The organism is Marinomonas alcarazii (assembly GCF_003208215.1).
In the GTDB taxonomy this organism is placed as follows: Bacteria; Pseudomonadota; Gammaproteobacteria; order Pseudomonadales; family Marinomonadaceae; genus Marinomonas; species Marinomonas alcarazii.
In genome coordinates this window covers 118,257-143,046 of the sequence record NZ_QKLW01000008.1, presented here as the reverse complement: position 1 = coordinate 143,046, position 24,790 = coordinate 118,257, and the positions used below count along the sequence as shown (strand labels likewise).

Genomic DNA, 24,790 nt, shown 5'->3' with positions numbered 1-24,790 from the left:
TAATGGGTTTTATTACCATTATATTTATGTAAAACTATCAAAATTGATAGGATGTCATTAGTAAATTGTATTTATGGATAAAACAAATCGCCAACCAAACTCTTCTCTATTTAGGCAAGAAGTCTTACATGAGAAGCAGCGCTCTCATATGGGGCAAGTGCTTATTCATCAGCCTGCAAACTATGTATGGGTTGTACTCGTTGCAGTTTTGCTCGTTATTCTTGTAATAGCATTTGTACTCTTTGGTATTCATACTCAAAAGGTGAGGGCTCCGGGTATTCTAGTTCCAAGTCAGGGTGTGCTTAGAATTCTAGCTCCAGTACAGGGCCAAGTCGAAGAGGTAAAGGTCAGAGAAGGTCAGTTTGTTAACGCTGGTGATCCCTTATTCACAGTCGCTGATGAGCGAGTTTCCAGTATCGGTGAATTACAAAACCTTTTAGCGGAAACGCTGGCACTGCGAGAGTCTTTAATAAAACAAGACAAAGAACAGGCCAAAGTCAGATTTGCTCGCCAGAAAAAATTATTCGCACTTCGCCTTTCTTCGATGGAATTGGAAAAATCGCAATTTGACGTTGAAATTGATTTGTTAGAGCGAAGAGAGGGGCTAGCAGAAAAGAGTCTTAACCGTTTGCGAGTCCTACATGATCAAAGGCATGTTGCTGAATTTGAATTACAAAATGCAGAAGCAGAGTTATTAGTTTTAGCTAGCCAGAAGCAATCTCTCATACGTAGCCAAAGTAGCTTAGAAAATAATCGTTTAGAGTTAATCGCTCAACGCCAAGATCAAGAAGAGCAATATCAACGTCAGATGACGGACGCTGAACAAAGATTGGCGTTATTACAGCAGGAAATAGCTGAGAACACTGTGCGCTCAAAGCAAATAATACAAGCGCCTTTTAGTGGAAAAGTAACAGGTTTAAATATTCAAGCAGGTCAGCAAGTCACGATCAATACTTTAATGGCTAGTCTAGTGCCCCAGAATAGTAAGCTACAAGCTGACCTATACATCACTCCCAGTCAAGTGGGTTTTATAGCCATTGATCAAAGTGTTTCGCTCCGTTACACAGCCTACCCATATCAGAAATTTGGCATGGCGCAAGGACGTATTATGAATATTGCCAGCAGTCCATATTCACTCCAAGAACTCCCCACACACATTGCTAGTATTCTGCAGAATACTGTAGTCACGCAAAATCAAGCGCAGAACTTTTATAAGGTTACTGTGGCGATAAACTCCCAGCATCATGGGTATTCTCAGCCTTTACTCCCAGGTATGCAGCTTGAAGCCGATATTAAGCAGGATACGCGCAGAATTTATGAATGGATACTCGATCCTATTTATTCAGTTGTACGAAAGATTTGAATTGAATCAGTGAGAAAATAATGAATTTAACAAGTCGGGAAAAGGAAGTTCTACAGATTTTAGCCGAGGGGAAAAGCAATAAAAAAATTGCTGCTGAGCTTAATATCAGTCATTTCACAGTGAGAGATCATATTTCCTCACTGCTTCGAAAGAAGCGGGTTTCATCTAGACAGCAGCTGGTATCAATTTATTACGGTGAATATTTTAAATAACGACGACTTTAAACCCCCTACATCTGTAGGATTTTATTTTAATTTTATGTCTGTAATAATACATTCTTTATGACTAGTGTTAGTGATATTTTTACGAAAATATAGTTTTTTATTTTGGAGTCACCTTTGGGAATTAAAAAAAATATTTTTTTTAAATCGGTTTTAAAGGTTTTATTAAGAATTATTTTTGTAGGTGTGATTAGTGGGGTCTTAGGAAGTCTCATTGTTGATTTTTTATAAATGTTTTCTTGATAGGGGGATAAATGAGAGAGCTTAATATAGCTGATTTAGAGTGTGTTGGCGGAGGTGTTGGTCCATTAGTTACGGTTCCTGTAAAAATGGCTGTAGGTGGTGTGTCGAGTGCTTTGGGTTATACCATAACTAATGCAATTCAAGGTCAAGAGATAACACAAAAAGGCCTTATTACATCTTTTTCAGTTGGGGCTTTGTCAGGAGGCGGGGCGAGTTCTCTTAGAACGTCTGTACTTTCTTCTACTGGTGGAGCGGTAGCTGGAAATGTTTTGGACTCTATGGATGGCTCGAATTATTGTTCTAGCGATGGTACAAGCTACTAAATATATGATGAATTCAATGCATTAAATTTTCTAAAGGTAGTGCGCTTTGAAAAATAAGTCATATGATCTTTTTATAATGGTTTTCAAGGTAATTCTTGGTGGTGTCGTCGGAGGTATCATTTTATCTTTTACTAGTTTCTTTGTTTTTTATTGTAGTGGCAGTTAAAGCAGTAGTAGCTGATGTCGATTATCTAACTAATAGTTAATTCAATTCAAGGTAATCAGCCAACAGTGCAAGGAGCTACGACAGCTGCAGTTGTTGGTGGAACTGCTGCTTTGGTAAGCCCCTTATCCCCCATATTCTTAGGACGACAGTGTTGTCTTCTATTGCTGGAGGGGCTGCAGGAAATGTAGCTGATGGCTCTGATTATTGTTCGGATGTTACAAAATATAATCAGTATGATTTTCTTATTGATCTTAAAAGGATTTTGATTTTGTTCGATATCTATAGGGATAAATTTTTTTCTAACCATATTTATAAAAAACCTTTCCTTTTTAAAAATATCGTATCTGATATTGATTTGTCTTGGAAAGATATTAGTGAAATGTATGAGAGGGCAGACGCATCTGATCCTAGCTTTAAACTAATGAATGGTCATGAGGTACCAAAATCAAAGTATTTAGAGTCCTATATTAATGTAGGAAGAGTGGAATATCGTTATATAAAACCTGTTATTTATGATTATATGAGAAATGGGGCAACTCTGGTTTATAATCGTATTCGAAATGAGCCCTTTATAAGCAATATTTCTCGGGAAATAGCTAATTTCGCTCAAGCGCAGGTCATTACCAGTGGTTATGCTGCATTCAGTGCTAAGCCCTCCTATCGTTGTCATTGGGATACGCGTGACGTCTTTGCGGTTCAGTTAAAAGGCCGTAAGCGTTGGATTTTAAAAGAACCAACCTTCAAACTCCCTTTGTACATGCAGCAAACGAAAGATATGCCAGATGCTGAGGAACCAGAAGAGGTTTATTTAGATGTTGTGCTTGAAGAGGGCGATATTTTATATGTACCTCGAGGCTGGTGGCATAATCCTATTCCCATGGGAGAAGAAACGTTTCATTTAGCTGTTGGAACTTTTGCACCAACGGGTTTTGACTATATTAATTGGCTTATACGAAAAGCTCCTAATATTATCGATGGTCGTCATAATTTACATGGTTTTCAAGAAAGTAAGAAATTATTAGATCGATTCGGAAAAGAGTTTGCCTTATTAATGTCTGATGAATCGACTTATGAACAGTTTATGGAAGATTATATAGGGCAGCATCGAGTTGATTCGCCAATATCACTTGGTACTCTTGCCAATGGTAAGATAAGTCAACTGGAAATGACTCAAAGAATTAGACTTAATGTGAATTTACTCTATCCGTTTTCTAATAACTTTGTGATAGTGAATGGTAACAAAATAAACTTAGATGAGATTAGTCAGAAGCTTATTAACTATATAAATAAGCATCAGGCTTGTACCATCAGCGATGTTCTATCTGTATTCTCAAACTATCCTAGAAATAAACTTCACGAATTATTATTTCAACTTGCATTGAATGATGTACTAGAGTTGATTTCAGTTTCTGACAGTGTGGTCATTGGTTCGGAAGACAATAATGCTACCCTGAACATGGTTTGATAAAATGAAAGCTATTCTTCAATCAGAAAGCCATGAATGCGGACTTGCTTGTCTTGTTATGATTGCCAGTGCTTATGGCTCGTACTTAGATCTTCCAACCCTACGGCGACGCTTTTCTATCTCAGTTAAAGGTACCAGTCTTCCACAAATCCTTCATTATGCGCAGTCATTAGATTTTTCTAGTCGCCCAGTTCGGTTGGAATTAGATGAGTTGAAGCAACTTCGTCTGCCTTGCATCCTCCACTGGAGCTTGAATCATTTTGTTGTGCTAGAAAAGGTAGGGGCGCAGAAGGTGACGATTCTGGACCCTGCTGCGGGACGAAGAACATTAACAATGGACGAGGTCTCTCGTTGCTTTACTGGGGTTGCTCTAGAACTGACGCCAAATTCAAGATTCCAGTCTGCAGAAAAGAAGCCTCGTTTACGACTTCGCGAATTAACTGGACATGTTCTTGGTTTAAAACGGGCTCTGGTAAATATCCTTATGCTTGCTTTGGCTTTAGAAGTTGTTGCTCTGTTATCGCCACAAGTTATGCAATGGGTTGTTGATCATGCCTTAGTTTCGGCTGATTATGATTTATTGTTGTTAGTTGTCATCGGTGGTTGCCTTTTGTTGGTGATTGACTTTGCCTTGCGTATGGCAAGGGGATGGATGGGGCTCAGGCTAAACCAACAGCTGACGCTGCAATGGACCAGCAATTTCTTTCACCATTTATTGAGACTACCTTGGTCTTTTTTTGAAAAACGGCATTTGGGTGATATTACGGCCCGCTTTCAATCCTTAGATGCTATTCGTGCCGTTATTACAAATGGTGCTGTGACTATCTTGCTTGATGCACTGGTTGCCTTGATCACGCTCACACTGATGACACTCTACAGTAAAATGTTGACTGTTATCGTTCTGACTGCGGTTGCGTTATATGTGCTTCTTCGTTGTGCTTTTTATGTGCCCTTACGACATGCTATGGAAGAGCGTATCGTTTTAGCGACAAGAGAAAATGCGTATTTTTTAGAAACTATTCGTGCTGTCCAGCCTCTGAAACTCTTCAATTCAACACCCTTACGATTGGCTACCTGGCAAAACTTACTGACCGATGTGCAGAATCGAGATCTTAGAACCCAAAAAATGTTGTTGGTATTTGGTGGCTGCAATACGTTGATTTTTGGTTTAGAGGGAATGTTGCTTCTGTACGTCGGTGGAGTTGCGGTTTTAGGTAACACCCTAACGTTAGGGATGTTGTTGGCGTTCCTTGCTTACAAAAGTCAATTTACTACTCGCGCAAGCAAGCTGATCGATCTTGGAATTGAAATCAAAATGCTATCTTTACATGGAGAGCGCTTGGCTGATATTGCTCTTGAAGCACCAGAGTCAGATATTGCAATCGAAACGGACCTTAGCAGGATAGAGCCACGTATCGAGTTTAAAAATGTATCTTTTCGATATGCTGATGGCGAGCGTTGGGTCATTAAAGATCTATCCTTCACAATTGAGGCTGGTGATGCGGTTGCCCTAGTCGGTCGTTCTGGCTGCGGCAAGTCTACTTTATTTAAGCTCATGTTAGGGCTGTTAGAACCAACCGAGGGTGATATTCGTATCGGTGGTATTTCGATTCGTCAGCTGGGACCAACGGCTTTAAGGAATATAGTTGGTGTGGTGATGCAGGATGATCAGCTCATGGCTGGTTCTCTTGCTGAAAATATAGCGTGTTTCGAGGCTGGCTCAACCCAAGAGCGTATCGAAACCGCTGCACAGCAAGCCAATATTCATAAAGCTATTATAAATATGCCAATGGGCTACCAAACGTTAGTCGCTGAAATGGGGAGTGGTTTATCTGGTGGACAAAAGCAGCGGCTTTTATTAGCAAGAGCGTTGTATAAGCAACCTAGTATTTTGGCATTGGATGAGGCGACCAGCCATTTAGATTTACATGGCGAACAGCATGTTGTGAGTAACTTACAGTCATTGTCCATGACACGAGTCGTTATTGCCCACCGTAGAGAAACGGTTGCCATGGTTTCTCGGATTATTCATCTCGAGCAAGGAAAGATAACAGAAGACATTCGTCTAGATGCGGACGAAGTTGCATAATAGCTAATAAGGATAAGCTAATGTTGCGGTATATAGTGTTTGTTTTATTCGTTTTTGTTTTTTCTCAAACAAAAGCCTCACCCGAGCTGATCAGAAGTTGGGATGGAATTTACGAGTACCGGTTAAAAAATGGCATGAGCATTTTGTTAGCCCCCGATTCTGATCAGAAAGTCATTCATGCCGACCTTGTGTATTTGACAGGCAGTTTAGCTGACCCTGAAGGCGCTTCTGGTACGGCGCATTTTCTTGAGCACATGATGTTTAAGGGTACAACGCAGCGCAAAGGGCCGCAGCTTCTGGCGGGTTTGCAAGAGCAAGGCATTCAGTTCAATGCAACGACCAGTTTTGATCGAACTCGCTATTCCGCTAGATTAAATGCAGATTATAGAAAGTTGGATTTTCTGTTAGAGCTGGAAGCAGAGCGTATGTCGGCTCCCGTTTTTTCAGAATCTGATATGAATGTCGAAGTAGAGGTTATTCGTCAAGAGATTGCTAAAGCAAAAAATGATGTGGTAGCCATGTTTAGTCAGCAGTTGCTAGCAGAGGCATGGAGTGGAAAAGGATACGGACGTTCTGTTCTTGGCAGCTATGATGAATTACAAAGTGTTAAGCTGCAAGACCTGCGTCAATTTCATACCAACTATTACCATCCTAATAATGCTGTGCTTGTGTTAACAGGTGGTTTTGACTTAGATCAAGCCCTTTCATCCGTGCATGATCGATTCGCGAAAATTAAGCCTTCTGCTCATGCTATCCACAGCATCAAATATATTCCTTCGAAAAATACAGAAAGTACTATTCACGTTCAGCAGGGAGGGCTGAATATATTGGCTTTGAGTTATGAGTTACCACCTAGTCAGGATGAGCGTAATACCGCATTGGTTGCACTTGCCGAAATGTTAGCAGGTGAACCTCATGGACGGCTTTATCAATCACTTGTTGTCCCAGGAAAAGCCCAATCTGTTTTTGTCATTCCCCAATTTTTTCGGCAAGGAGGGCAAGTGATAATTGGGGCAGTATTAGGGCAAGGGCAATCGCCGCAGGTTATTCAGCAAGAGTTTATCGCTCAAATAGAACGGCTACGAGAGCAACCAATACCGATGGAGGAATTAGCGCGTATTCAGACGATGAGACGCCCACTTAAAAACTTGATCTTAAATGATGCTGCCAGCCTATCGGACGTACTGTCTGAAGCCGCTGCACAGGGGAATTGGTTGCTCAACTTTCAGCGCCATGATCAAGTTGAGAAACTCACACCTGTACAATTACAAGTTCACGTTGAGACTCTATTGGCTGATAAAAAGCCTGTTGTGGGTTATTTGCTAGCGCTGCAGGAAGAGAATAGTGTTTCAGATAATACTAAAGAGCCGCTAAGTAGTGACAGAAGTGCAACATCAACAAAGAGGCATTCAGGGGTGTCTGCTGGTGAAAAAGCAGCGATAGAGTTAGATATGCCAGATGTTGAGGAGTTTAATGCTTATATTAGAACAATAGAAAATAGCATTCTGCGTGATAAACTGAGCAATGGCATGAAAGTGGCGTTACGTCCCTTACCAGACAGTAAAGACCTGATTAGAGGGCATCTTAATCTACGTTTTGGTAACCCAGACACTCTGAAAGGAACCCAAGCTGTATCAGACCTTGTTGGCACTTTGCTGATCAGAGGAACACATAAGCGCAGCTATCAAGAACTGATAGATAGAGTGAATCAATTGGGCGCAGGTTTTCATGTTATGCCTAAGCGCGGAATGTTAAGTGTTCGCTTTGCTAGTCCACCTGGTAAGGTAACAGAGGTGCTAGGCTTGATCGCTGAGGTGTTAAAAGTTCCTGCTTTTACTGAGAGAGAGTTTGATCTGGTTAAAAGGCAGCAAATGCAAGCCTTAATGACTCCGGTTACTCAGCCTGTAGATATCGTAAATAGAGCGTTGCGACGCTATACAGAACAACACTATTCGCAACAGGATGTTAGACGCCATCTAGAGCCAAAGGAGATGCAGCAGCAGCTTGAAAAGGTAACTCGAGAAACGGTACAACAATTTCATAGAGACTATTATGGTGCCCAGCATGGGGAGGTGGCGATTAGTGGGAATTTTGATTCTGAGCAAATAAAAGAAGCGCTAGAGGTACTGTTTGGCAACTGGATGAGTCGATCAACCTACGAGCCAATCGTCATAATGCATAATAATCATATGCCTATTCGTCAGTCACTCAAGTCGAGCTCGAACTCTGGTTACTACAATGGACGTATTTACTTTGCAGCAAATAGTAAGTCGGTAGAAGATGCTGAGCTTTTTATTATCGAGCATGTGCTCGGTCGACATCCACTAGCGTCTCGTGTGAGTAGACGATTGCGTGAGCAAGAACAACTTTCCTATGACATTCGCTCATCGATACGTGTACCAACTCAAGGCGACTATGCTTTTGTGAGTATCCGAGGAGACTTTTCCGCTGGGCAAGGTATGCGGTTAGCCGATGCTGTTAAAGAGGAAGTTGCTCGAATAGCGGACTTTGGTATCTCTCAATATGAGTTGGATCTAGCCAAATCAACGATATTGGATAGTCGCCGTCAAACCTTAAACAACGAAATTAAGGTTCTTGGTCTATTATCAAAACAACTGGCTGAAGGGACGACAATGGAATCTTGGATTGACCGCAACAATGAATACGCAGGCGTGACTTTAGACGGAGTCAATGAAGTAGCTAGTCGTTATTTTAAAGTGGATGAAATGGTAGAGATTTTGGCTGTGCCGAAGTAAGGTTAACGTTTAAACGCATTTCCAGCATGAGAGTCATACATTACTTTCATGCTGGCTAATATTACTTTAAAGACGGCCTCTCTCAAGTATTCTCAACTTAGCTTCAGCGCGATCAATTAAGGTGCCGAAGCGTTCCATTTCATCGACGAAGTGGTCGAATTCAATTTTGCTTGGTAGCAGTTGGCTATCGGTTTGTAGATGCTGAACTAGTTGCATTCTAGCATTGGTGGTGAATTCTTTGCTCCAAGACCACTGAGCGCGAAGCAAGCGTGCTAGGGTTGCTGCTGGTAAGTCGCCGATGTGATCTGCTAGCAATCCTTCCCAATCGAATTCGAAGTTTTCCATTACTTTGTGAAGTGTCATCAAGGCTTGAGCATTACCCTGTATGCGTAGGTCGCCATCAAAGAAACCATCGCCTTCTAGCAGTTTTCTGTAGGCTGCACTCGGGCCTTTAACAAGGGTATCTAGTCGTGGGTCGAGCTCGATTTCATCCAAACTTTCTGGGCGGTCTAGCATCACTCCCTGTTCGAGGATATGAATTTGCAAAATAAAAGAGAAGTCTTCTATATAAAGAAAAACTTGTTGTCCTGCTAATTTGCTTAGACGTTCTTGGGACGGTGTGTCTTGTTTAAGGGCGAGGTTGATCGCATTTTCAATGGCGCTGAGTGCCGATAAACTGAGTGAGCCCATAAAATATCTTCCCAATAGTGGCTTGAATACGGTTAAAACTAAAGCTGGTGGATTTGAATCACTGAAGTGTCACGCGTCTGACCTTCTTTTTCAAGGCGGTCTAGGTACATTTGCCACAGCTCATCATGATTTTTGCCAATGTTGTAGAGATACTCCCAAGTATAGAGTCCAGTATCGTGCCCGTCATCAAAGGAAATTTTTAGAGCATAATTGCCTGCGCCTTCGATGTTATTGATAGCCACGTGTTTTTTGCCATATTGCAGAATGGGCATTTGTAACCCATGCCCACGAACTTCGGCTGAAGGTGAATGCACTCGCAGATATTCAGCACTAAGGCGAAAGCTCTGCCCATCCGCAAAGGTGATGGCCAATTCACGGGATTGCTTATGATAGTTAATCGACGTTGGCGCAGGTGTTGCCATGGTTTTGTCCTATAAAGCCCCTTAACGGGGCTGTTTTTCAAGAAGAACTTGTCTTTTTAGAAAGATGAGTCAATTACAGTATGTATTGGCTCAAATCTTCATTTTTAACAATCTCACCAAGCTGCTCATCAACGTATGCCGCGGTAATATCGACAACTTGATCATCAGGCATGTCGCTGGCGGAATAAGAGACTTCTTCAAGCAAGCGTTCAAGCACCGTATGCAAGCGGCGAGCACCGATGTTTTCTGTACGCTCGTTTACTTGAAAGGCGATCTCAGCAATACGATGAATCCCTTCTTCAGTGAAGTTCAAATTGATATTTTCTGTTTTTGCCAGTGCCACATATTGTTTCGTTAGAGAGGCGCTTGGCTCGACCAAAATACGTTTGAAATCGTTGACTGTAAGCGCATCTAGCTCAACACGAATCGGTAGACGGCCTTGTAGCTCAGGAATCAGATCTGAAGGCTTTGATAAGTGGAAAGCACCAGACGCGATAAATAGGATATGATCGGTTTTTATCATGCCGTATTTGGTGCTGACAGTACAACCTTCGACTAATGGTAATAAGTCACGTTGTACGCCTTCACGTGATACTTCACCACCAGAACGTTCTGAACTTTTGGCAACTTTGTCGATTTCATCTAAGAAGACGATACCATTTTGCTCCACAGCTTCGACGGCGCGGGCTTTCAATTCTTCTTCGTTGACCAGTTTTGCCGCTTCTTCATCACGAACCTGACGCAAAGCTTCTTTTACTTTCATTTTGCGCTTTTTGGTTTTTTGCGAGCCAAAATTAGAGAACAGGTTTTGCAATTGGCTGGTCATTTCTTCCATGCCTGGTGGGGTCATGATTTCGACGCCCATTGGCGCATCGGCCACGTCAATGTCGACTTCTTTATCGTCTAGTTGGCCTTCGCGTAATTTCTTACGGAAGGTTTGACGTGTGCTGTTGTCTTCTAATTCTGGGTCGCCGCCACGGGCAGGTGGCAATAGCACATCAAGAATGCGGTCTTCTGCGGCGTCTTCGGCTTTGTGACGCAACTTGGCTGTTTCTTGTTCGCGCAGCATTTTAATTGCCATTTCAACTAGATCACGAATAATGGATTCTACATCGCGACCCACATAACCCACTTCGGTGAACTTAGTGGCTTCGATTTTAATGAAAGGCGCATTGGCCAGCTTCGCTAAGCGACGAGCAATTTCGGTTTTACCAACCCCTGTTGGTCCTATCATTAGAATGTTTTTAGGGGTGACTTCTGTTCGCATCTCTTCTGGAAGTTGCATGCGACGCCAGCGATTGCGCAGCGCGATAGCAACAGCGCGCTTGGCTTTTTGTTGGCCAATAATGTGGTTGTCTAAGGCGTTAACCGTCTCTCTTGGGGTCATGCTGCTCATTATCAATTCTCTTCTCTATTCTTGAATTATGTTGACTACGTCGCTTTGTTAGCAGACATCCTAGGCGGATTTGTCTTCAAGCTGTGGGTCTATTGTAATTTCTTCGATGGTTAGACTGTGGTTGGTAAAGACACAGATGTCCGCAGCAATGTTAAGGCTTTTCTCGACGATGTCTTTGGCGCTTAACTCTGTGTTGTCAATTAAAGCGCGCGCAGCGGCTTCTGCGTAATTGCCACCTGAACCAATGGCTAATGCACCGTGTTGTGGCTCGACTACATCGCCAGTCCCTGTGATGATTAGGGTGCTTTCTTTATTGGCGACGATGAGCATGGCTTCTAATTTGCGTAGTGCACGGTCTGATCGCCAGTCTTTAGCAAGATCGACGGCAGCACGAACAAGATGGCCTTGGTGTTTTTCAAGTTGGCCTTCAAAGCGCTCGAATAGGGTAAAAGCATCCGCTGTACCGCCAGCGAATCCAGCGATGACTTCACCATGGTATAAGCGGCGTACTTTACGTGCGTTGCCTTTCATCACAGTGTTGCCTAAAGATACTTGTCCATCGCCGCCTACGACGACTTGGTTGCCTTTACGTACAGTTAGAATCGTTGTCATGGGTCTACTCCAGTTTCGATTCTAATAAAGTGGGGGCGAGCAGAAGGATTTCAAGCAAGGATTGCATACAGAATCTGTTTCCATTTTCTGTATGCAATCTATACGAGATGGAGAGGAACGTTATTGTTCTTTTTTGACCTTGTAAGAATAGGGTGCGATGTCCATTGAAACGAGCTTGTCTTCGGCGCGATTCATTTTGGAGCGCGATTCATAAGGGCCTAATACCACGCGGTACCAAGGTTGTTCATCTTGCCCTATGGTTTTACGTATGCTGCTTTCAACAAGTCCAGATAGGATGAGTTGCGCTCGCATGCGATCTGCGTCTTCAGGGTTTCTGAAAGAAGCCGCTTGCAGCATGTAATAAAAGTCTTGCTCGCCACGAGGCGTTGATTGATAAGCGTCTACATGACTGGTATCCACTTTGCTGTCTTGCAGTATTTGGTAGAACTCGAAGGTGTCTTTCTTCGGAACAACCTTGATAGGCTCTTCTTTCGCCGGTGTTGGCTTAGGTTTAGGCGCTACTTTCGTTTTCTCTACTGGTACAGAGACCGATTTTGGCGCGACTTGGTTAAGTTGCATTAGACCATAAATAAATGCGACAAGGATGGCGGGTACTAGCAGCCATAACCACCACGCTGTTTTGCGTTTTTGTGGGGGAGGCGTTCGACGAGTCGCCCCTTTTTTGGGACGGCTGCCTTTTGCTGCAATTTGAATGGGGCTAAACATAATTTGGGCTTTTTGCTATGTGTAAATAGGGTGCTGAATCGATTGCGCACATTATGCGTGCAAGATCAGTAAGTTTCCAGTGGATCTACATCAATTGCAAAACGAATTCTATGCTGTCGAGTCGACAGCTCTAGCCAATCGCTGATCATTTGGGTCGCTTGATGCAAAGGTGCTCGGTTAGCCGCTTTAATCGAGATCAGTGCTCGGTGTTGCCCAGCCTTACGAACAATGATGGCTGCATAAGGCCCAACCAAATAAACTTCTTTTGCGAAGTGGGGTTCAAGGTCATTTCTCATAGCGGATAATAGCTGCATAGCTTCTTGTTCATTACCCGATTCGGCTCGCACTATAACTTGGTGATAAAAGGGTGGAAGCGCAAGCGATTTTCGCTCTGCCAAGCCGTCTATAGCAAAATGCTCATAGCCAAGATTGCACAAAGATTCGATCGCGGCATGGTCTGGGTGATACGTCTGTAGCAAAACGTGCCCAGGTTTTTTGGCGCGACCAGCACGCCCTGCGACTTGGGTAATAAGCTGAGCTGTTCGCTCCATACCCCGAAAATCAGACGAAAATAACCCCGCATCAGCATCCATGATGATCACCAAAGTGACGTTGGGAAAGTGATGGCCTTTGGCTAGCATCTGTGTACCGATGAGAATCGCTTGGTCATGTTCATGAATTTTTTGGGTGAGCTTCGCCATAGCCGATTTACGCTGAGTGCTGTCGCGGTCAATACGTAAAATGGGCACGTCTTTAAAAAGCGTGCTGAGCTGAGTTTCAATTTGCTCTGTGCCTTCGCCAACAGTAAACAGTTCTTCTGATTGGCACTCTGGGCAAGTATGGAGAAGTGCTTTTTGCGTGTCACAATGATGGCAATGTAGCTTATTCGCGCGTTTGTGCACGGTGAGATTAACATCACAATGATCGCATGCCGCGATCCAGCCACATTGGTGGCACATTAATGTGGGCGCGTAACCTCGACGGTTTAAAAAGACTAGGACTTGTTCTTTGCGTTCTAAGCACAATTTCATGCTCGCAAGCGCTTGTTCGCTGAAACCATGAACGAGGCTTTTCCCTCGCAGGTCGACTCTCTCCATTTCTGGAATATGTGCATTGCCTGCTCGTTGACGCAGTTTTAACCAAGCAAAACGTTTTTGCAGTGCATTGGTTAGGCTTTCATATGATGGCGTGGCGGAGGCCAGTAGTACGGGAACATTTAGTGTTTGAGCCCGCTTTATCGCAAGGTCCCGAGCATGGTAGCGAAAACCCTCGTGTTGTTTGTAAGAGGTATCATGCTCTTCATCGATAACGATCATGCCAAGGTTGGGGGCGGGAATAAAAGCGGCAGAGCGTGTGCCTATAATGATTTTTGCATGGCCACTGGCAGCTAATAACCAAGCGTCTAAGCGCTCTCTATCGCTCATGTTGGAATGCATTAAGACGATGTCAGTGTTAAACCGAATTTCAAAGCGCTTTAGGGTCTGTGGGGTTAGACCGATTTCTGGCACCATCACCAGCACTTGTTTACCTTCTTCAATCAGGCGCTCCATAACGCGCAAAAAAACTTCTGTTTTGCCGCTGCCCGTCACGCCATCCAATAAAGAGACATTAAACTGATGGCGATAATCTAATAGATGTTCAGTTGCTCTCATTTGCTCTGGGTTAAGCGTTGGTGGAACCTGAGTTTGGTGTGCGTGCTTTTCTCCACCTTTGTTGAAGGAGCGAGGTTCGCGCCGTAATAAGCCTTTTTCTTCTAAACTTTTGCCTGCCGCCGGAGCAAGGTCTAATACTGACGCCGCATGTTGGCTTAGGCCGTTTGGGTGCTGTTGCACTGCTTTTAGAAAATCTTGCTGACGGGGCGCTCTACTTAGCTGTTCAAGATCGAGAGATTGTCCTTGTGGCGTGGTGAACCACCAATTTTCCGTGCGAAACTCTGCGTTTTCACCTTTACGAAGTAGGACTGGCAAGGCATGAAATATCACATCGCCAATTGGGTGGTGATAGTATCGTGCAGCCCATTCACACAGTGCCATTAACTCTGCAGTAATGACCGGACTTTCATCTTGGAGAGAGGTTAGCGGCTTAACTTGTTCAGGATCCCAGTCACAAGTGTCGCTAAGGGCTACGATAACACCAAGACGGCTGCTTTTACCGAAGGGAACTTTCACGCGCATGCCTGGCTTTAACTCATGCCTCAGCGCTATCGCTTTGGGTACTTTATAGTCAAAGAGTGTCCGCATTGGCACGGGCAAAGCGACTTTAATGTATGGGGGAAGTGTAAGAAGCGCTTCAGACATGCGTTAGATTGAACCTTTTAGTAGAGCAAAAATGACAGTTCTTAATGATTTAGATAAGTGTACGTCAGAGTGGTGACTAAGGGCGAGTCACAATTTTATAAGAAAAGCGTTATAAAAAGGTTGCTGATTGGATCATAGATCCCTAAAATACGCCGTTCTTGGATCCACTGTACAATGTCTGTACAACGAAACGTGCGGTGCTTGGCGAGGCGATAGCCCATTTATATATCGATCAAGTGGCGGCACACCAAACTTTAAGGTAACTACGATGAAAAAAGATATCCACCCAGCTTACTCTGCGCTTACTGCAACTTGTACTTGTGGTAACACTTTGAGCTTGAACTCAACACATGGTCAAGACATGCACATCGACGTATGTAGCAAATGTCACCCTTTCTACACAGGCCAGCAAAAAATGTTGGACACTGGTGGTCGTGTTGATCGCTTCAACAAGCGTTTCGGAGCGCGTCGTACTACTAAGTAATTGGTGGAATGACTGTGATCCCTTTAAAAAAGCGCCAAGTTCTCTTGGCGCTTTTTTTGTTTTTGTCCTTTGTGGTTCAAGCAGAGGCGCTTTGTGTCGCGAATGGTCCGCTTGAAAAAGCCAAGATAAAACGCATTGTCGATGGCGATACAATCCATCTTGTTGATGGCCGAAAAGTCCGGCTGGTGGGAATCGATACTCCCGAACTCGATCACAAAAAAGGCAATCATGAGCCTTTTGCGGTTGAGGCAACAGAGTTTGTCCGCTCTCGTCTCGACCAATTTGTTTATATTCAAACGGCAAAAGTCGACAAAGATAGATATGGTCGTAATTTGTACTATCTTTTCGATAAAGATCGTATTTCGTTGACAAGTCAGCTACTATCCGAAGGCCTTGGTTATCGTATTGCAATCCCTCCAAACTTAGCTTATCAGGCTTGTTTTGAGGCATCTGAAAACATAGCTCGCAAAGCACATAAGAAATTATGGCAGCAATCTTTGCAGTGGCAGCCAAAAGCTGGTTTTGCAATTTCTCGTGTTAACATCACCTCAATTACTAAGAACCGAGGGGGTTGGTGGCTAGAAACCGATCAGGATCTAGTAATCAATTTGCCACCTAGTGTTATCGACTATTGGCCAGCTCAAGAAATATTTTATCTTGAGGGGCGAGAGATAGAAGTACGTGGTTGGCAGCATCGAAGGAAAAGTCGACATTCAGACTTTAAATCTTGGGTACTTTCGGTAAGGCACCCTAATGATTTGCTTGAGGTGAAAGACTCTGTCAGTCCTTGATTAATAGGATATTCCTATGGTCTTACGCTTTAAAGTATTAGATATATCGATTATTCTGACGACACAAAATTATAAGGTGCCACTTTCGAAGCTTTTGTAGGCTTGGGAACAAGGCCCAATTTGGCTATGATAAAACTAATGAATTACACCAAATAGACGGAAACATAATAATGGCAGAAGACATAAAACAAGCTGCACTGGACTACCATGAGTACCCAGTTCCAGGAAAATTGAGCGTTACTATTACTAAGCCAACAGCAACGGCTCGTGATCTTTCTCTTGCATACAGCCCAGGTGTGGCTGAGCCTTGTCGTGAAATTGCAAAAGATCCAGAGAATGCATATCGCTATACTGGAAAAGGCAATTTAGTCGCTGTTATTTCTGATGGTTCAGCGATTCTTGGTTTAGGTAACCTAGGTCCATTGGCGAGCAAGCCAGTTATGGAAGGTAAAGGTTTATTGTTTAAACGCTTCGCTGGCATTAATTCTGTTGATGTGGAAGTTGAATCTGAAAGCCCACAAGCCTTTATTGATACCGTTGCTCGTATTGCGAACACATACGGCGGTATTAACCTAGAAGACATCAAAGCACCTGAGTGTTTTGAAATTGAACGTCAATTGATCGAACGTTGTTCTATCCCAGTGTTCCATGATGACCAACACGGCACAGCGATCGTTACGGCAGCAGGCCTTTTGAATGCGCTTGAGCTTCAAGGCAAAGACATTGCTGAGGCTAAAATTGTTTGCTTAGGTGCTGGTGCGGCGGCAACGGCTTGTATGAAACTGATCATCGCTTGTGGTGCGCAACGTGAGAATATCTTCGTTCTAGACCGTAACGGTGTTATCCATTCTGGTCGTACAGACTTGAACCAGTTTAAAGCAATGTTTGCGATTGATACTGATAAGCGCACGCTTGATGATGCTATTGATGGTGCTGATGTATTCATCGGCGTATCTGGTCCAGATCTATTGTCTGCTGATCAGCTTGCTAAAATGGCGGCTAACCCAATCGTTTTTGCTTGTTCAAACCCAGATCCAGAAATCAATCCAGAGCTTGCTCGTGCAACTCGTGACGATTTGATTATGGCAACAGGCCGCTCTGATTATCCAAACCAAGTGAATAACGTGCTAGGTTTCCCTTTCATTTTCCGTGGTGCTTTAGACGTTCGTGCGACTAAGATCAATGAAGAAATGAAGATTGCTGCGGTTCACGCACTTAAAGATCTTGCGAAAGAAGAAGCGCCAGCGGATGTTGTTGCAGCATACGGCGGCGGTGCATTGACGTTTGGTAAAGAGTACATTTTGCCAAAACCAATGGACTCTCGTTTGCTTAACGTAGTGTCTGCAGCGGTTGCACGCGCAGCGGTTGATTCTGGTGTGGCAATGCTTCCATACCCAGATTTCTACCCACTAGAGAACCTTGATCACTTCGGTGCTTAATCGAATCGTGATCTGCTAAAAAGGCGACTCCCTAATAAGGAGTCGCCTTTTTTATGGCTGTGATTTTCGATGAACAAGCAGCAATAGCTTGGATAGTGTTGGAGGCCATAAAAAATGCCAGCATAAAGCTGGCATTTTCACATCTTACCAAGGTGTATTAGAACAAATTCTCTAATACGTTATTTTCTCGTTTCTCTTCTTGTGCTTCGTTGTCATTACTAGAGTTATTGGATTGTGGTAAATCCAGCTCTCTTTGTGCTGGCACGTGGTCTCTTCTAAATATTTCGAAAATGGCATTAGACTGCCCAGGCAGTGCTCGTTCGCCTGTGTTCGGGTCGATTCTGACGGTAACCAAAGAAGACGGTTTTGCAACATAGGAAGGCTCTGTGCCTTTCAGTGCTTCGCGCATGTAATCAATCCAAGGCGGCAGCGACACAGAGCCACCCCATTCACCGCGACCTAGCGGAGATGAGTTGTCAAAGCCACTCCATACGGAGGTGACTAATTCGCCATTAAAGCCAGAGAACCAAGCGTCGCGTCCATCGTTAGTGGTACCTGTTTTGCCGGCAATATCATCTCGTTGGAGCACACGAGCACGTCGCCCTGTACCGTATTTGATGACATCTCTCATCATGTCATAAGTGATGTAGTTCACTTCTGGGTCAAGCACTTGCGGTGCGACTGGTAAGCTCTTAATGCCTTCAGGAGTGCTAAACAGCCCCATCTGCTGTTCGTCATCATTGGTTTTTTCCAGCATAGTACAGGTTTTACAAACGGTGACTGGGCTTGCTTGGAAAAGCGTTTCATTGTTGCGGTCTATCACTCTATCAATAAGGTAAGGCTGTACTTGGTAGCCACCATTGGAAAACACGGCATAACCTGTTGCGATCTGTAGTGGCGATAGGTTGGCACTGCCCAATGATAATGACAGGTTATGTGGTAGCTCATTTGGATCAAAGCCAAAGCGTCTTAAGAAATTAAGAGTAGGCCGAACGCCCAGCTCATCCAATAGACGAACAGAGACGATGTTTTGTGAGCGATACAGTGCTTGGCGTAAACGTGTCGGCCCATAGAATTTGCCGCCGTCGTTGGTTGGACGCCAAGCGGATGCCAAGTTTGAGTCATTAAATACAACAGGCGCATCGTTGATAATGCTGGCTGCTGTGTAGCCTCTATCTAATGCGCTGGCATAAATAAAGGGTTTAAAGTTGGAACCAGGTTGGCGCTTAGACTGAGTGATACGGTTGAACTTGTTTTCATAAAAATTAAAGCCACCGACAAGTGCTTGAATTGCGCCATCTTTACTGTTCAAAGAAATTAATGCGCTTTGAACGGTTGGCTTTTGGGCCAATATCCAGCCAAGTTGGGCGTCTGGTCGCAGGCGCACAATATCACCGGGAACTAAGACATCAGCGACGGTCGTTGGCGCTGGACCCTGTGAATCTTCATTGATATAAGGTTTCGCCCATTTTATTGCATCCCACGCTAGCGTGGCGCGTTTACCATCTGCTAGTCGAACGTCGGCTGTCTTGTTGTCGGTGCTAATAACCAGAGCGGTTTGCCAATTATAAAAGCGCTCTATGTCTTGTAAGGCTTTTTCTTGTTCTTCGAGCGGTGCTTCAACCAGGTCCACTCGGGTATCAATGGAGCCTCGGTAGCCATGACGAGTGTCGTAGCTTAAAACCCCATTAAAAATAGCGCTGTTAGCGGCTTTTTGGCGAGTCGAATCGATGGTTGTATAGACGGTCATTCCCGTGCTGTAAAGGTCATCGCCGAAGGTGCTGTATAGTTCTGCTCGAACCATTTCTGCAATGTAACCTGCTTCAATGTCTGGCATGACGCCGTGGTTCTTAGCGGTAATAGGTGCTTCAACGGCTTCTTGGTAGGCATCTTTATCAATCATGCCTAGGGACAACATGCGTTGTAGAATCCAGTTGCGGCGGATCAAGGCGCGAGAAGGGTTTACGATAGGGTTAAAGCGAGAAGGTGCCTTTGGTAGGCCCGCTATCATTGCTAGTTGCGCAAGATTCAGCTCGTTGAGATTCTTACCATAATAGACCTGAGCTGCGGCTTCGAAGCCATAAGCTCGATTACCTAAGTAGATTTTATTCACATAAAGTTCAAGGATTTCATGCTTAGTGAGCTCTCGCTCCATTTTTAAGGCAATAAAGATTTCTGTGAATTTACGAGTGTAGGTCTGTTCAAACGAAAGGAAATAGTTACGTGCCACCTGCATGGTAATGGTACTGCCACCACCTTGCTTTTGTCCGGTAGTAATAAGCTGCATCACGGCTCGTCCTAGGCCAAGAATGTCTACCCCCGGGTGATGATAAAAGTTGGTGTCTTCTGCGGCTAAAATGGCGTGTTCTAAATTGGTTGGAATCTCTGCGTAATTAATCGGCGAGCGGCGTTGTTCTCCGAATTCACCAATTAGTTGGTCGTCAGCAGTATAGATGCGCAGCGGTATTCTTAGTTCTATGGCTTTAAGTTCATCGACTGTGGGAATGCGGTCTTTAACGTTGTAGTAAATGGCATAAGTGATGCCGACAGCGCAAAGGGCCCCAAAAAGACCGAGAAAGAAGAGAATTTTAAATGTCTTGGCCATATGAATCTAATCAATACTGAGTGAAAAAAAGCCATTATACCTAAGATTATCCTAGAATAGGCGCTTAACTTTGCATCAAATCGTGTTATCTTGGTAAAAATTTGGCACGGATGTCAAATGAAGCTTTGTATTGAATAACCTATAATTTCAAGGATGAATGATGCGGTTGGTTCCTAGCTATGCTGTTGCTGTTTATACGGCTGAGCAGTGTAGGTTTTATGATTCTTGTAAAGCGGCAGAATTAGTCGCATTACAATCGATTGATCAGGACAGCTCTGTGCCTGATACTTTTCAATTATCTGCAATACATCAAACTTTACCTCTTGAATCGTTGTCTCAACATGTTCCTGTGCTGGTTTTAGTGCCCGATGCTTGGCTTACTGTTTCTCGATCTCAGGTAGACCACTTAATTCCTGTCTCGTTGTTGCCTTTGGCTGCGCTGAGTTATGCGACGGAAATTACTTTTTTGCCACCTGAGGCGGTGCAGTTCAGTTATTCGCAGGTTTCCTTGTCGGATAAACGTTCAGAGTTAACTGTGTTTGCTTGTTCGAGTGAATGGGCAGAGCAGCTTTGTCGCCCTTTTCATGGCATGGCAAAAAACTGTGTGATTATGCCGTTTAGTCAATGGCAGAGGATGAAGCCGTCATCACGATCGTGGTCACATTGCAAAAAGCAGGCTTTGTCTACTTATCAGCCAGAAAAGGTGAAAAGCCAAAAAACACGCGTATTGTTAAGCTACTTGTTGGCGTTGAGTTTGCTCGTTCAAGGAAGTGCACTTGGGTATCTTTTTTCGCTGCATAAACAAACGGAAGATGCATTCTTAGCCCGTCAGGAAATATCGGAATTACAAGCCGCTTGGAAAGCGGTTCGGATCGAAAATGATTTCACTCAGTCAGTCCTAAGTGCAGTACAAGCGTTTCCTAGAAGGGTTCAGTTGTTGGCAGTGAACAGTGACGGTGTGAAGGCTGAGATTCGAATGATGTTGCCTGAGTCTGATTTAGATACCATTTTCATTGGCTGGCAGCATCAATTCCCGCAATGGCTCTGGGAAGTAAACCACACCTCTCAATCCGCTGTTTCTATGCACAATAACGCGGAGGTATTGGATGTCTCTATTTCCATTTTTTCCGGTTAGCAAAGGCTCTTTGTTACGCGTCAATCTCTTGTTTGTGCTGTTGTTGGTTATGTTGCAGTTGGCGGTTTGGTATCCCTTTCTTTCTGCTGCTCAGAATAACGCAGACCGGCAATTTAAGCTGAAACAAGGCGCACAGCGATCATGGAGTGCCATACAACGACAAAGTCGCGCGTTAGCAAGGGTTCAATTGACGGATCACCCTTGGTTGCAGCACCAAATAATCGATACCGCGCAAAATATGGCCTCCGCGTGGGAAGTCAAAGGCACAGCGTCTCTGCCGCAATGGCAAGCGGCATTAGAGCAAATTGAGGAGCGATTTGCCTTAACCTTGTTATCAGTGTCATGGCAAAAAGAGAGCAACGGGCAGTGGCAAGGAAAAATGCACTTTTCGATTCAGGCTCCAAAAATGAACCGTGAGTACCACAATTGGTTACCAGCGCGCATTTTGATCGAGCGTTTCAATCAAAGGGATTGGCAGCTGCTGTCGACGATGCGTACGTCAGAAAATACCTCTGCCTTGGTTCAATATAAAAATCATCGCTACTGGGTACAAGAAGGGAGCTGGTTACCTTCGGCGGGATTGTCAGTTGGGACAGTGTCGTTAGATCAAGTGACCTTAATTGCAAACGATAGCTCCTTACAGACCTTGGTGATACGCCAAAAAGGAGAAGCTGATGATTAGTGTATATTTGCGGGTTTTGGTTATTCTTTCTGTGATCAGCGCGCGCTCTGTTTATGCAATGGATGTGTATTTTGAATCTCGCTCCTTGCAAGAAGTACTACCTTGGCTCGCGGCACAAATGAATGAGAGTGTAGTCATAAGCCAAGAAATAGACGATGTAATAACCTTATCTATAAAAAATGCAAGTTGGAAAGAGGTGATGGAGGCGGTTGCTCAACCGCCGCATTTGCGTCTCGAATGGCAAGGATCTGTTGCTGTATTAATGCCAAATGTTATTAAGGATGAGTCTGAGGGCAAGGAAGCGAAAGCCATTTGTCAACGTGCTTACTGGGTATTAAAGCACGCCAAGGCGGAAGTTGTTGGTGTGCACTTACAAACATTGTATCCGTCACTTTCTTTAATTGTTGATAGTCGTACGAATTCGATTGTTGCTTCTTCGTGTGAATCATTTGAAGGTATTCGTGAGACATTGGTGTGGTTAGATGCACCGCTCCGACAAATAGAAATCAGTGCGCAAATTGCTCAGGTGAGCCGTACCGCGCAATCTCAGTTTGGTGTTAACTGGCAAGCCAAGTTGTCTGACGGTGTTCGATCTTCAATGGGCGGTGCGGTGGATTTGGGTGCTCTTACACCGTCAACCAGTTTAAGTTTTGCCAATGCTGGTGGCTCTGGATTGTTGGCTTTCACATTGGAGATGATGGAAGGGGAAGGTTTGGCTAATGTGGTGTCCAAACCTAAAATCGTCACATCCGAAGGTCAGGCGGCTCGAATTGAGTCGGGGACAGAAGTACCTTATCAAACCGTAAATGATGACAAAGTGAGTATCGAATTTCGCCAAGCAGCGCTGATGTTGGAAGTGACGCCCTTTGTAAAAGAGGGAGGAAATATTTTGTTGTCGCTTAATATTCATCAAGACTCTGTGGGTGACCTAGTAAATGGTGTTCCTAGCTTGAAAACCAATCGTTTAAAAACGCAGGTGGTCGTGAAAAACCAAGAAACGCTTGTTTTAGGGGGGATTTTTCGCGAAGAACGCTTTGAATCAGAGAGCCGAGTACCTTTCTTTAGTGCGATTCCATTGTTGGGCGAGCTGTTTAAAAGACGATCAGAACAGCAAGAAAAGGTTGAATTACTTGTATTTATTACGCCAAAGCTGCTACAAATGTCAGTTAACTAGGCCGCAGTCTAAATCTGCTTAATTCCGATGTAATTGAATACAATGATAAAAGCCCCCAATATTATTTTAGTAGGCCCCATGGGCGCAGGAAAAACGACAATAGGCCGTTTGATTTCTCAATCAATGGATAAAGACTTCTATGATCTAGATAAAGTCATAGAAGATAATGCTGGTGCAGATATTCCTTGGATTTTTGAGAGGGAAGGCGAGGACGGTTTCCGTAAACGTGAAACCCAAGCCTTGGCGTCTGTTGCACAGTCAGATAAAGGCGATTCTGTCTTGGCGACTGGTGGCGGCATTGTGATGCGTGAAGAAAACCGAGACATTCTTCGTGAAAATGCTCTGGTTGTATACCTGTATGCTTCTGTCGCACAGCAGTTATATCGGACATCTAAAAGTAATCACCGTCCGTTATTGCAAACCGGTGACCCCAAAGCAACACTCAAAAAACTGTTTGAAGTTCGTGATCCTTTATACAGGGAAGTGGCGACCCTGGTGATTGAAACGGATTCTCGTCACCCCAGATCTGTTGCTAACAAGGTGTTAGACGCTATTAAGCGCCATTTAAAAGAGGAGACAACTACATCCTAATGCGTACATTAACCGTTGATCTGAACGAGCGCAGCTACCCCATTTATATTGGTCGTGGCATACGTCAGCAAAAAGCCCTTTTTGATGAAGCGATTCATGGCAAACAGGTCATGATAGTGACCAATGACACGATTGCCCCACTTTATCTAGATGCGATGGTTGACATGTTGTCAGCTGACTACAAGGTTGATACTTGTATATTGCCAGATGGAGAAGAGTTTAAAACACTCGATACTTACGGCACGATAATGACATCACTGTTGGAAGCCAAACACAATCGAACCACGACAGTGATTGCTCTAGGTGGTGGTGTTGTTGGTGATATGGCAGGTTTTGCCGCAGCGACGTATCAGCGTGGTGTGCCTTTTATTCAAGTGCCAACTACCTTGTTGTCTCAAGTGGATTCTTCTGTTGGTGGTAAGACAGGCGTTAACCATCCTCTTGGTAAAAACATGATTGGGGCATTTTATCAGCCTCAAGCGGTGATTATTGATACCGATAGTTTGTTAAGTTTGCCTCAACGAGAGTTGTCGGCAGGTATGGCTGAAGTGATTAAGTACGGCCTGATTTGTGATGTGCCATTTTTTGATTGGCTAGAACAAGAAATGCCGGCTTTGATGTCATTAGATAATGACAAAATTAGCGAAGCTATTTATCGCTCTTGCTTGGCTAAGGCCAATGTCGTTGCACAAGATGAAAGAGAGGGCGGCGTTCGTGCTATTCTCAATTTAGGCCATACCTTCGGTCACGCTATTGAAACCCAAATGGGCTATGGCAACTGGTTGCATGGCGAAGCTGTCGCAGCAGGAAGTGTGTTGGCAATGGATCTTTCATGGCGCATGGGCAATATCACTGATGAGGATTTTAGACGCACGGTTGATCTCTTTAAAGCCGCTAAACTGCCTATCTTGCCGCCAGTAAACATGACCTTGGCTAATTTTGTTGAACGTATGGCATTGGATAAAAAAGTGTTGGATGGCAGTTTGCGTTTGGTGCTACTTGGCGCTTTAGGCGAAGCCATTGTAACATCAGATTTTCCAATGGAAGACTTCAATGCTTGTCTAACGGATGCGCTTGAAGCGAGTAAACAAGCTAACCTTGCCATTTCTTAATGGCAACT

Annotated in this window: 21 protein-coding genes; 14 read left to right on the top strand and 7 right to left on the bottom strand. The window is 44.0% G+C overall.

What is annotated here, in order from left to right:
* Positions 1–73: 73 nt before the first annotated feature.
* From DFP75_RS14985 to DFP75_RS14960, 6 genes are all read left to right on the top strand, one after another.
* Positions 74–1,363 carry an HlyD family secretion protein gene (locus DFP75_RS14985; RefSeq protein WP_110576868.1) on the top strand — a complete coding sequence of 430 codons (1,290 nt, stop codon included), beginning with the start codon at positions 74–76 and terminating at the stop codon, positions 1,361–1,363.
* A gap of 20 nt (positions 1,364–1,383) precedes the next feature.
* Entirely contained in the window at positions 1,384–1,575 is a 192-nt protein-coding gene (locus tag DFP75_RS18810; RefSeq protein WP_110576867.1) for a response regulator transcription factor, read from the top strand.
* 263 nt (positions 1,576–1,838) lie between these two features.
* Positions 1,839–2,150: a hypothetical protein gene (locus DFP75_RS14975; RefSeq protein WP_110576866.1), complete on the top strand. Its 312-nt coding sequence runs from the start codon at positions 1,839–1,841 to the stop codon at positions 2,148–2,150.
* A gap of 317 nt (positions 2,151–2,467) precedes the next feature.
* Positions 2,468–3,781 carry a JmjC domain-containing protein gene (locus DFP75_RS14970; RefSeq protein WP_220032645.1) on the top strand — a complete coding sequence of 438 codons (1,314 nt, stop codon included), beginning with the start codon at positions 2,468–2,470 and terminating at the stop codon, positions 3,779–3,781.
* A gap of 4 nt (positions 3,782–3,785) precedes the next feature.
* Complete coding sequence (locus DFP75_RS14965; RefSeq protein ID WP_110576865.1) at positions 3,786–5,870, top strand: peptidase domain-containing ABC transporter; 2,085 nt, start codon at positions 3,786–3,788, stop codon at positions 5,868–5,870.
* A 134-nt stretch (positions 5,871–6,004) separates the two neighbouring features.
* Positions 6,005–8,626 (top strand): M16 family metallopeptidase, encoded by a 2,622-nt coding sequence (locus tag DFP75_RS14960; protein ID WP_181417038.1) that lies wholly within the window; start codon positions 6,005–6,007, stop codon positions 8,624–8,626.
* Between the two features lie 66 nt (positions 8,627–8,692).
* Here DFP75_RS14960 and DFP75_RS14955 read toward each other — a convergent pair whose 3' ends face one another.
* The 6 genes from DFP75_RS14955 to DFP75_RS14930 form a co-directional block, all read right to left on the bottom strand.
* Positions 8,693–9,316 carry a ubiquinone biosynthesis accessory factor UbiJ gene (locus DFP75_RS14955; protein ID WP_110576863.1) on the bottom strand — a complete coding sequence of 208 codons (624 nt, stop codon included), beginning with the start codon at positions 9,314–9,316 and terminating at the stop codon, positions 8,693–8,695.
* Positions 9,317–9,354: 38 nt separating this feature from the next.
* A complete protein-coding gene (locus DFP75_RS14950) occupies positions 9,355–9,738 on the bottom strand; it encodes a gamma-butyrobetaine hydroxylase family protein (RefSeq protein ID WP_110576862.1) in 384 nt (127 codons plus the stop codon).
* Between the two features lie 73 nt (positions 9,739–9,811).
* The gene (gene hslU / locus DFP75_RS14945; protein WP_110576861.1) at positions 9,812–11,134 is read right to left on the bottom strand and encodes an ATP-dependent protease ATPase subunit HslU; all 1,323 of its coding nucleotides are present in this window, start codon (positions 11,132–11,134) and stop codon (positions 9,812–9,814) included.
* Positions 11,135–11,194: 60 nt separating this feature from the next.
* The gene (gene hslV, locus DFP75_RS14940) at positions 11,195–11,746 is read right to left on the bottom strand and encodes an ATP-dependent protease subunit HslV (protein ID WP_110576860.1); all 552 of its coding nucleotides are present in this window, start codon (positions 11,744–11,746) and stop codon (positions 11,195–11,197) included.
* A 120-nt stretch (positions 11,747–11,866) separates the two neighbouring features.
* Positions 11,867–12,472 (bottom strand): SPOR domain-containing protein, encoded by a 606-nt coding sequence (locus tag DFP75_RS14935; protein ID WP_110576859.1) that lies wholly within the window; start codon positions 12,470–12,472, stop codon positions 11,867–11,869.
* Positions 12,473–12,537: 65 nt separating this feature from the next.
* On the bottom strand, positions 12,538–14,769 hold the full coding sequence (locus tag DFP75_RS14930; RefSeq protein WP_110576858.1) for a primosomal protein N': 2,232 nt from the start codon (positions 14,767–14,769) through the stop codon (positions 12,538–12,540).
* Between the two features lie 268 nt (positions 14,770–15,037).
* Here DFP75_RS14930 and rpmE point away from each other — a divergent pair, with 268 nt between their 5' ends.
* From rpmE to DFP75_RS14915, 3 genes are all read left to right on the top strand, one after another.
* On the top strand, positions 15,038–15,253 hold the full coding sequence (rpmE, locus tag DFP75_RS14925; protein WP_110576857.1) for a 50S ribosomal protein L31: 216 nt from the start codon (positions 15,038–15,040) through the stop codon (positions 15,251–15,253).
* 8 nt (positions 15,254–15,261) lie between these two features.
* A complete protein-coding gene (locus DFP75_RS14920) occupies positions 15,262–16,044 on the top strand; it encodes a thermonuclease family protein (RefSeq protein WP_110576856.1) in 783 nt (260 codons plus the stop codon).
* 170 nt (positions 16,045–16,214) lie between these two features.
* The gene (locus DFP75_RS14915; RefSeq protein ID WP_110576855.1) at positions 16,215–17,483 is read left to right on the top strand and encodes a malic enzyme-like NAD(P)-binding protein; all 1,269 of its coding nucleotides are present in this window, start codon (positions 16,215–16,217) and stop codon (positions 17,481–17,483) included.
* Positions 17,484–17,640: 157 nt separating this feature from the next.
* Here DFP75_RS14915 and DFP75_RS14910 read toward each other — a convergent pair whose 3' ends face one another.
* Positions 17,641–20,088 carry a penicillin-binding protein 1A gene (locus tag DFP75_RS14910; protein ID WP_110576854.1) on the bottom strand — a complete coding sequence of 816 codons (2,448 nt, stop codon included), beginning with the start codon at positions 20,086–20,088 and terminating at the stop codon, positions 17,641–17,643.
* A gap of 160 nt (positions 20,089–20,248) precedes the next feature.
* Here DFP75_RS14910 and DFP75_RS14905 point away from each other — a divergent pair, with 160 nt between their 5' ends.
* From DFP75_RS14905 to aroB, 5 genes are read left to right on the top strand one after another with little or no spacing between them, the layout of a single operon-like run.
* A complete protein-coding gene (locus DFP75_RS14905; RefSeq protein WP_110576853.1) occupies positions 20,249–21,223 on the top strand; it encodes a hypothetical protein in 975 nt (324 codons plus the stop codon).
* Complete coding sequence (locus DFP75_RS14900) at positions 21,195–21,905, top strand: hypothetical protein (protein WP_110576852.1); 711 nt, start codon at positions 21,195–21,197, stop codon at positions 21,903–21,905. The genes DFP75_RS14905 and DFP75_RS14900 overlap by 29 nt, the downstream gene beginning before the upstream one ends.
* Positions 21,898–23,079, top strand: coding sequence for a type IV pilus secretin PilQ (locus tag DFP75_RS14895; RefSeq protein WP_110576851.1), 1,182 nt, complete (start codon positions 21,898–21,900; stop codon positions 23,077–23,079). Before DFP75_RS14900 ends, DFP75_RS14895 begins: the two co-directional genes overlap by 8 nt.
* Before the next feature lie 42 nt (positions 23,080–23,121).
* The gene (locus tag DFP75_RS14890; protein WP_110576850.1) at positions 23,122–23,670 is read left to right on the top strand and encodes a shikimate kinase; all 549 of its coding nucleotides are present in this window, start codon (positions 23,122–23,124) and stop codon (positions 23,668–23,670) included.
* Positions 23,670–24,782, top strand: coding sequence for a 3-dehydroquinate synthase (gene aroB / locus DFP75_RS14885; RefSeq protein ID WP_110576849.1), 1,113 nt, complete (start codon positions 23,670–23,672; stop codon positions 24,780–24,782). Before DFP75_RS14890 ends, aroB begins: the two co-directional genes overlap by 1 nt.
* Positions 24,783–24,790: the final 8 nt, after the last annotated feature.

Bases quoted from the DNA above. Each gene is read 5' to 3' on its own strand.
- DFP75_RS14985 (WP_110576868.1), top strand. From the start codon at position 74: ATGGATAAAACAAATCGCCAACCAAACTCTTCTCTATTTAGGCAAGAA.
- DFP75_RS18810 (WP_110576867.1), top strand. From the start codon at position 1,384: ATGAATTTAACAAGTCGGGAAAAGGAAGTTCTACAGATTTTAGCCGAG.
- DFP75_RS14975 (WP_110576866.1), top strand. From the start codon at position 1,839: ATGAGAGAGCTTAATATAGCTGATTTAGAGTGTGTTGGCGGAGGTGTT.
- DFP75_RS14965 (WP_110576865.1), top strand. From the start codon at position 3,786: ATGAAAGCTATTCTTCAATCAGAAAGCCATGAATGCGGACTTGCTTGT.
- DFP75_RS14960 (WP_181417038.1), top strand. From the start codon at position 6,005: ATGAGCATTTTGTTAGCCCCCGATTCTGATCAGAAAGTCATTCATGCC.
- DFP75_RS14955 (WP_110576863.1), bottom strand. From the start codon at position 9,316: ATGGGCTCACTCAGTTTATCGGCACTCAGCGCCATTGAAAATGCGATC.
- DFP75_RS14950 (WP_110576862.1), bottom strand. From the start codon at position 9,738: ATGGCAACACCTGCGCCAACGTCGATTAACTATCATAAGCAATCCCGT.
- hslU (WP_110576861.1), bottom strand. From the start codon at position 11,134: ATGAGCAGCATGACCCCAAGAGAGACGGTTAACGCCTTAGACAACCAC.
- hslV (WP_110576860.1), bottom strand. From the start codon at position 11,746: ATGACAACGATTCTAACTGTACGTAAAGGCAACCAAGTCGTCGTAGGC.
- DFP75_RS14935 (WP_110576859.1), bottom strand. From the start codon at position 12,472: ATGTTTAGCCCCATTCAAATTGCAGCAAAAGGCAGCCGTCCCAAAAAA.
- DFP75_RS14930 (WP_110576858.1), bottom strand. From the start codon at position 14,769: ATGTCTGAAGCGCTTCTTACACTTCCCCCATACATTAAAGTCGCTTTG.
- rpmE (WP_110576857.1), top strand. From the start codon at position 15,038: ATGAAAAAAGATATCCACCCAGCTTACTCTGCGCTTACTGCAACTTGT.
- DFP75_RS14920 (WP_110576856.1), top strand. From the start codon at position 15,262: ATGACTGTGATCCCTTTAAAAAAGCGCCAAGTTCTCTTGGCGCTTTTT.
- DFP75_RS14915 (WP_110576855.1), top strand. From the start codon at position 16,215: ATGGCAGAAGACATAAAACAAGCTGCACTGGACTACCATGAGTACCCA.
- DFP75_RS14910 (WP_110576854.1), bottom strand. From the start codon at position 20,088: ATGGCCAAGACATTTAAAATTCTCTTCTTTCTCGGTCTTTTTGGGGCC.
- DFP75_RS14905 (WP_110576853.1), top strand. From the start codon at position 20,249: ATGCGGTTGGTTCCTAGCTATGCTGTTGCTGTTTATACGGCTGAGCAG.
- DFP75_RS14900 (WP_110576852.1), top strand. From the start codon at position 21,195: ATGTCTCTATTTCCATTTTTTCCGGTTAGCAAAGGCTCTTTGTTACGC.
- DFP75_RS14895 (WP_110576851.1), top strand. From the start codon at position 21,898: ATGATTAGTGTATATTTGCGGGTTTTGGTTATTCTTTCTGTGATCAGC.
- DFP75_RS14890 (WP_110576850.1), top strand. From the start codon at position 23,122: ATGATAAAAGCCCCCAATATTATTTTAGTAGGCCCCATGGGCGCAGGA.
- aroB (WP_110576849.1), top strand. From the start codon at position 23,670: ATGCGTACATTAACCGTTGATCTGAACGAGCGCAGCTACCCCATTTAT.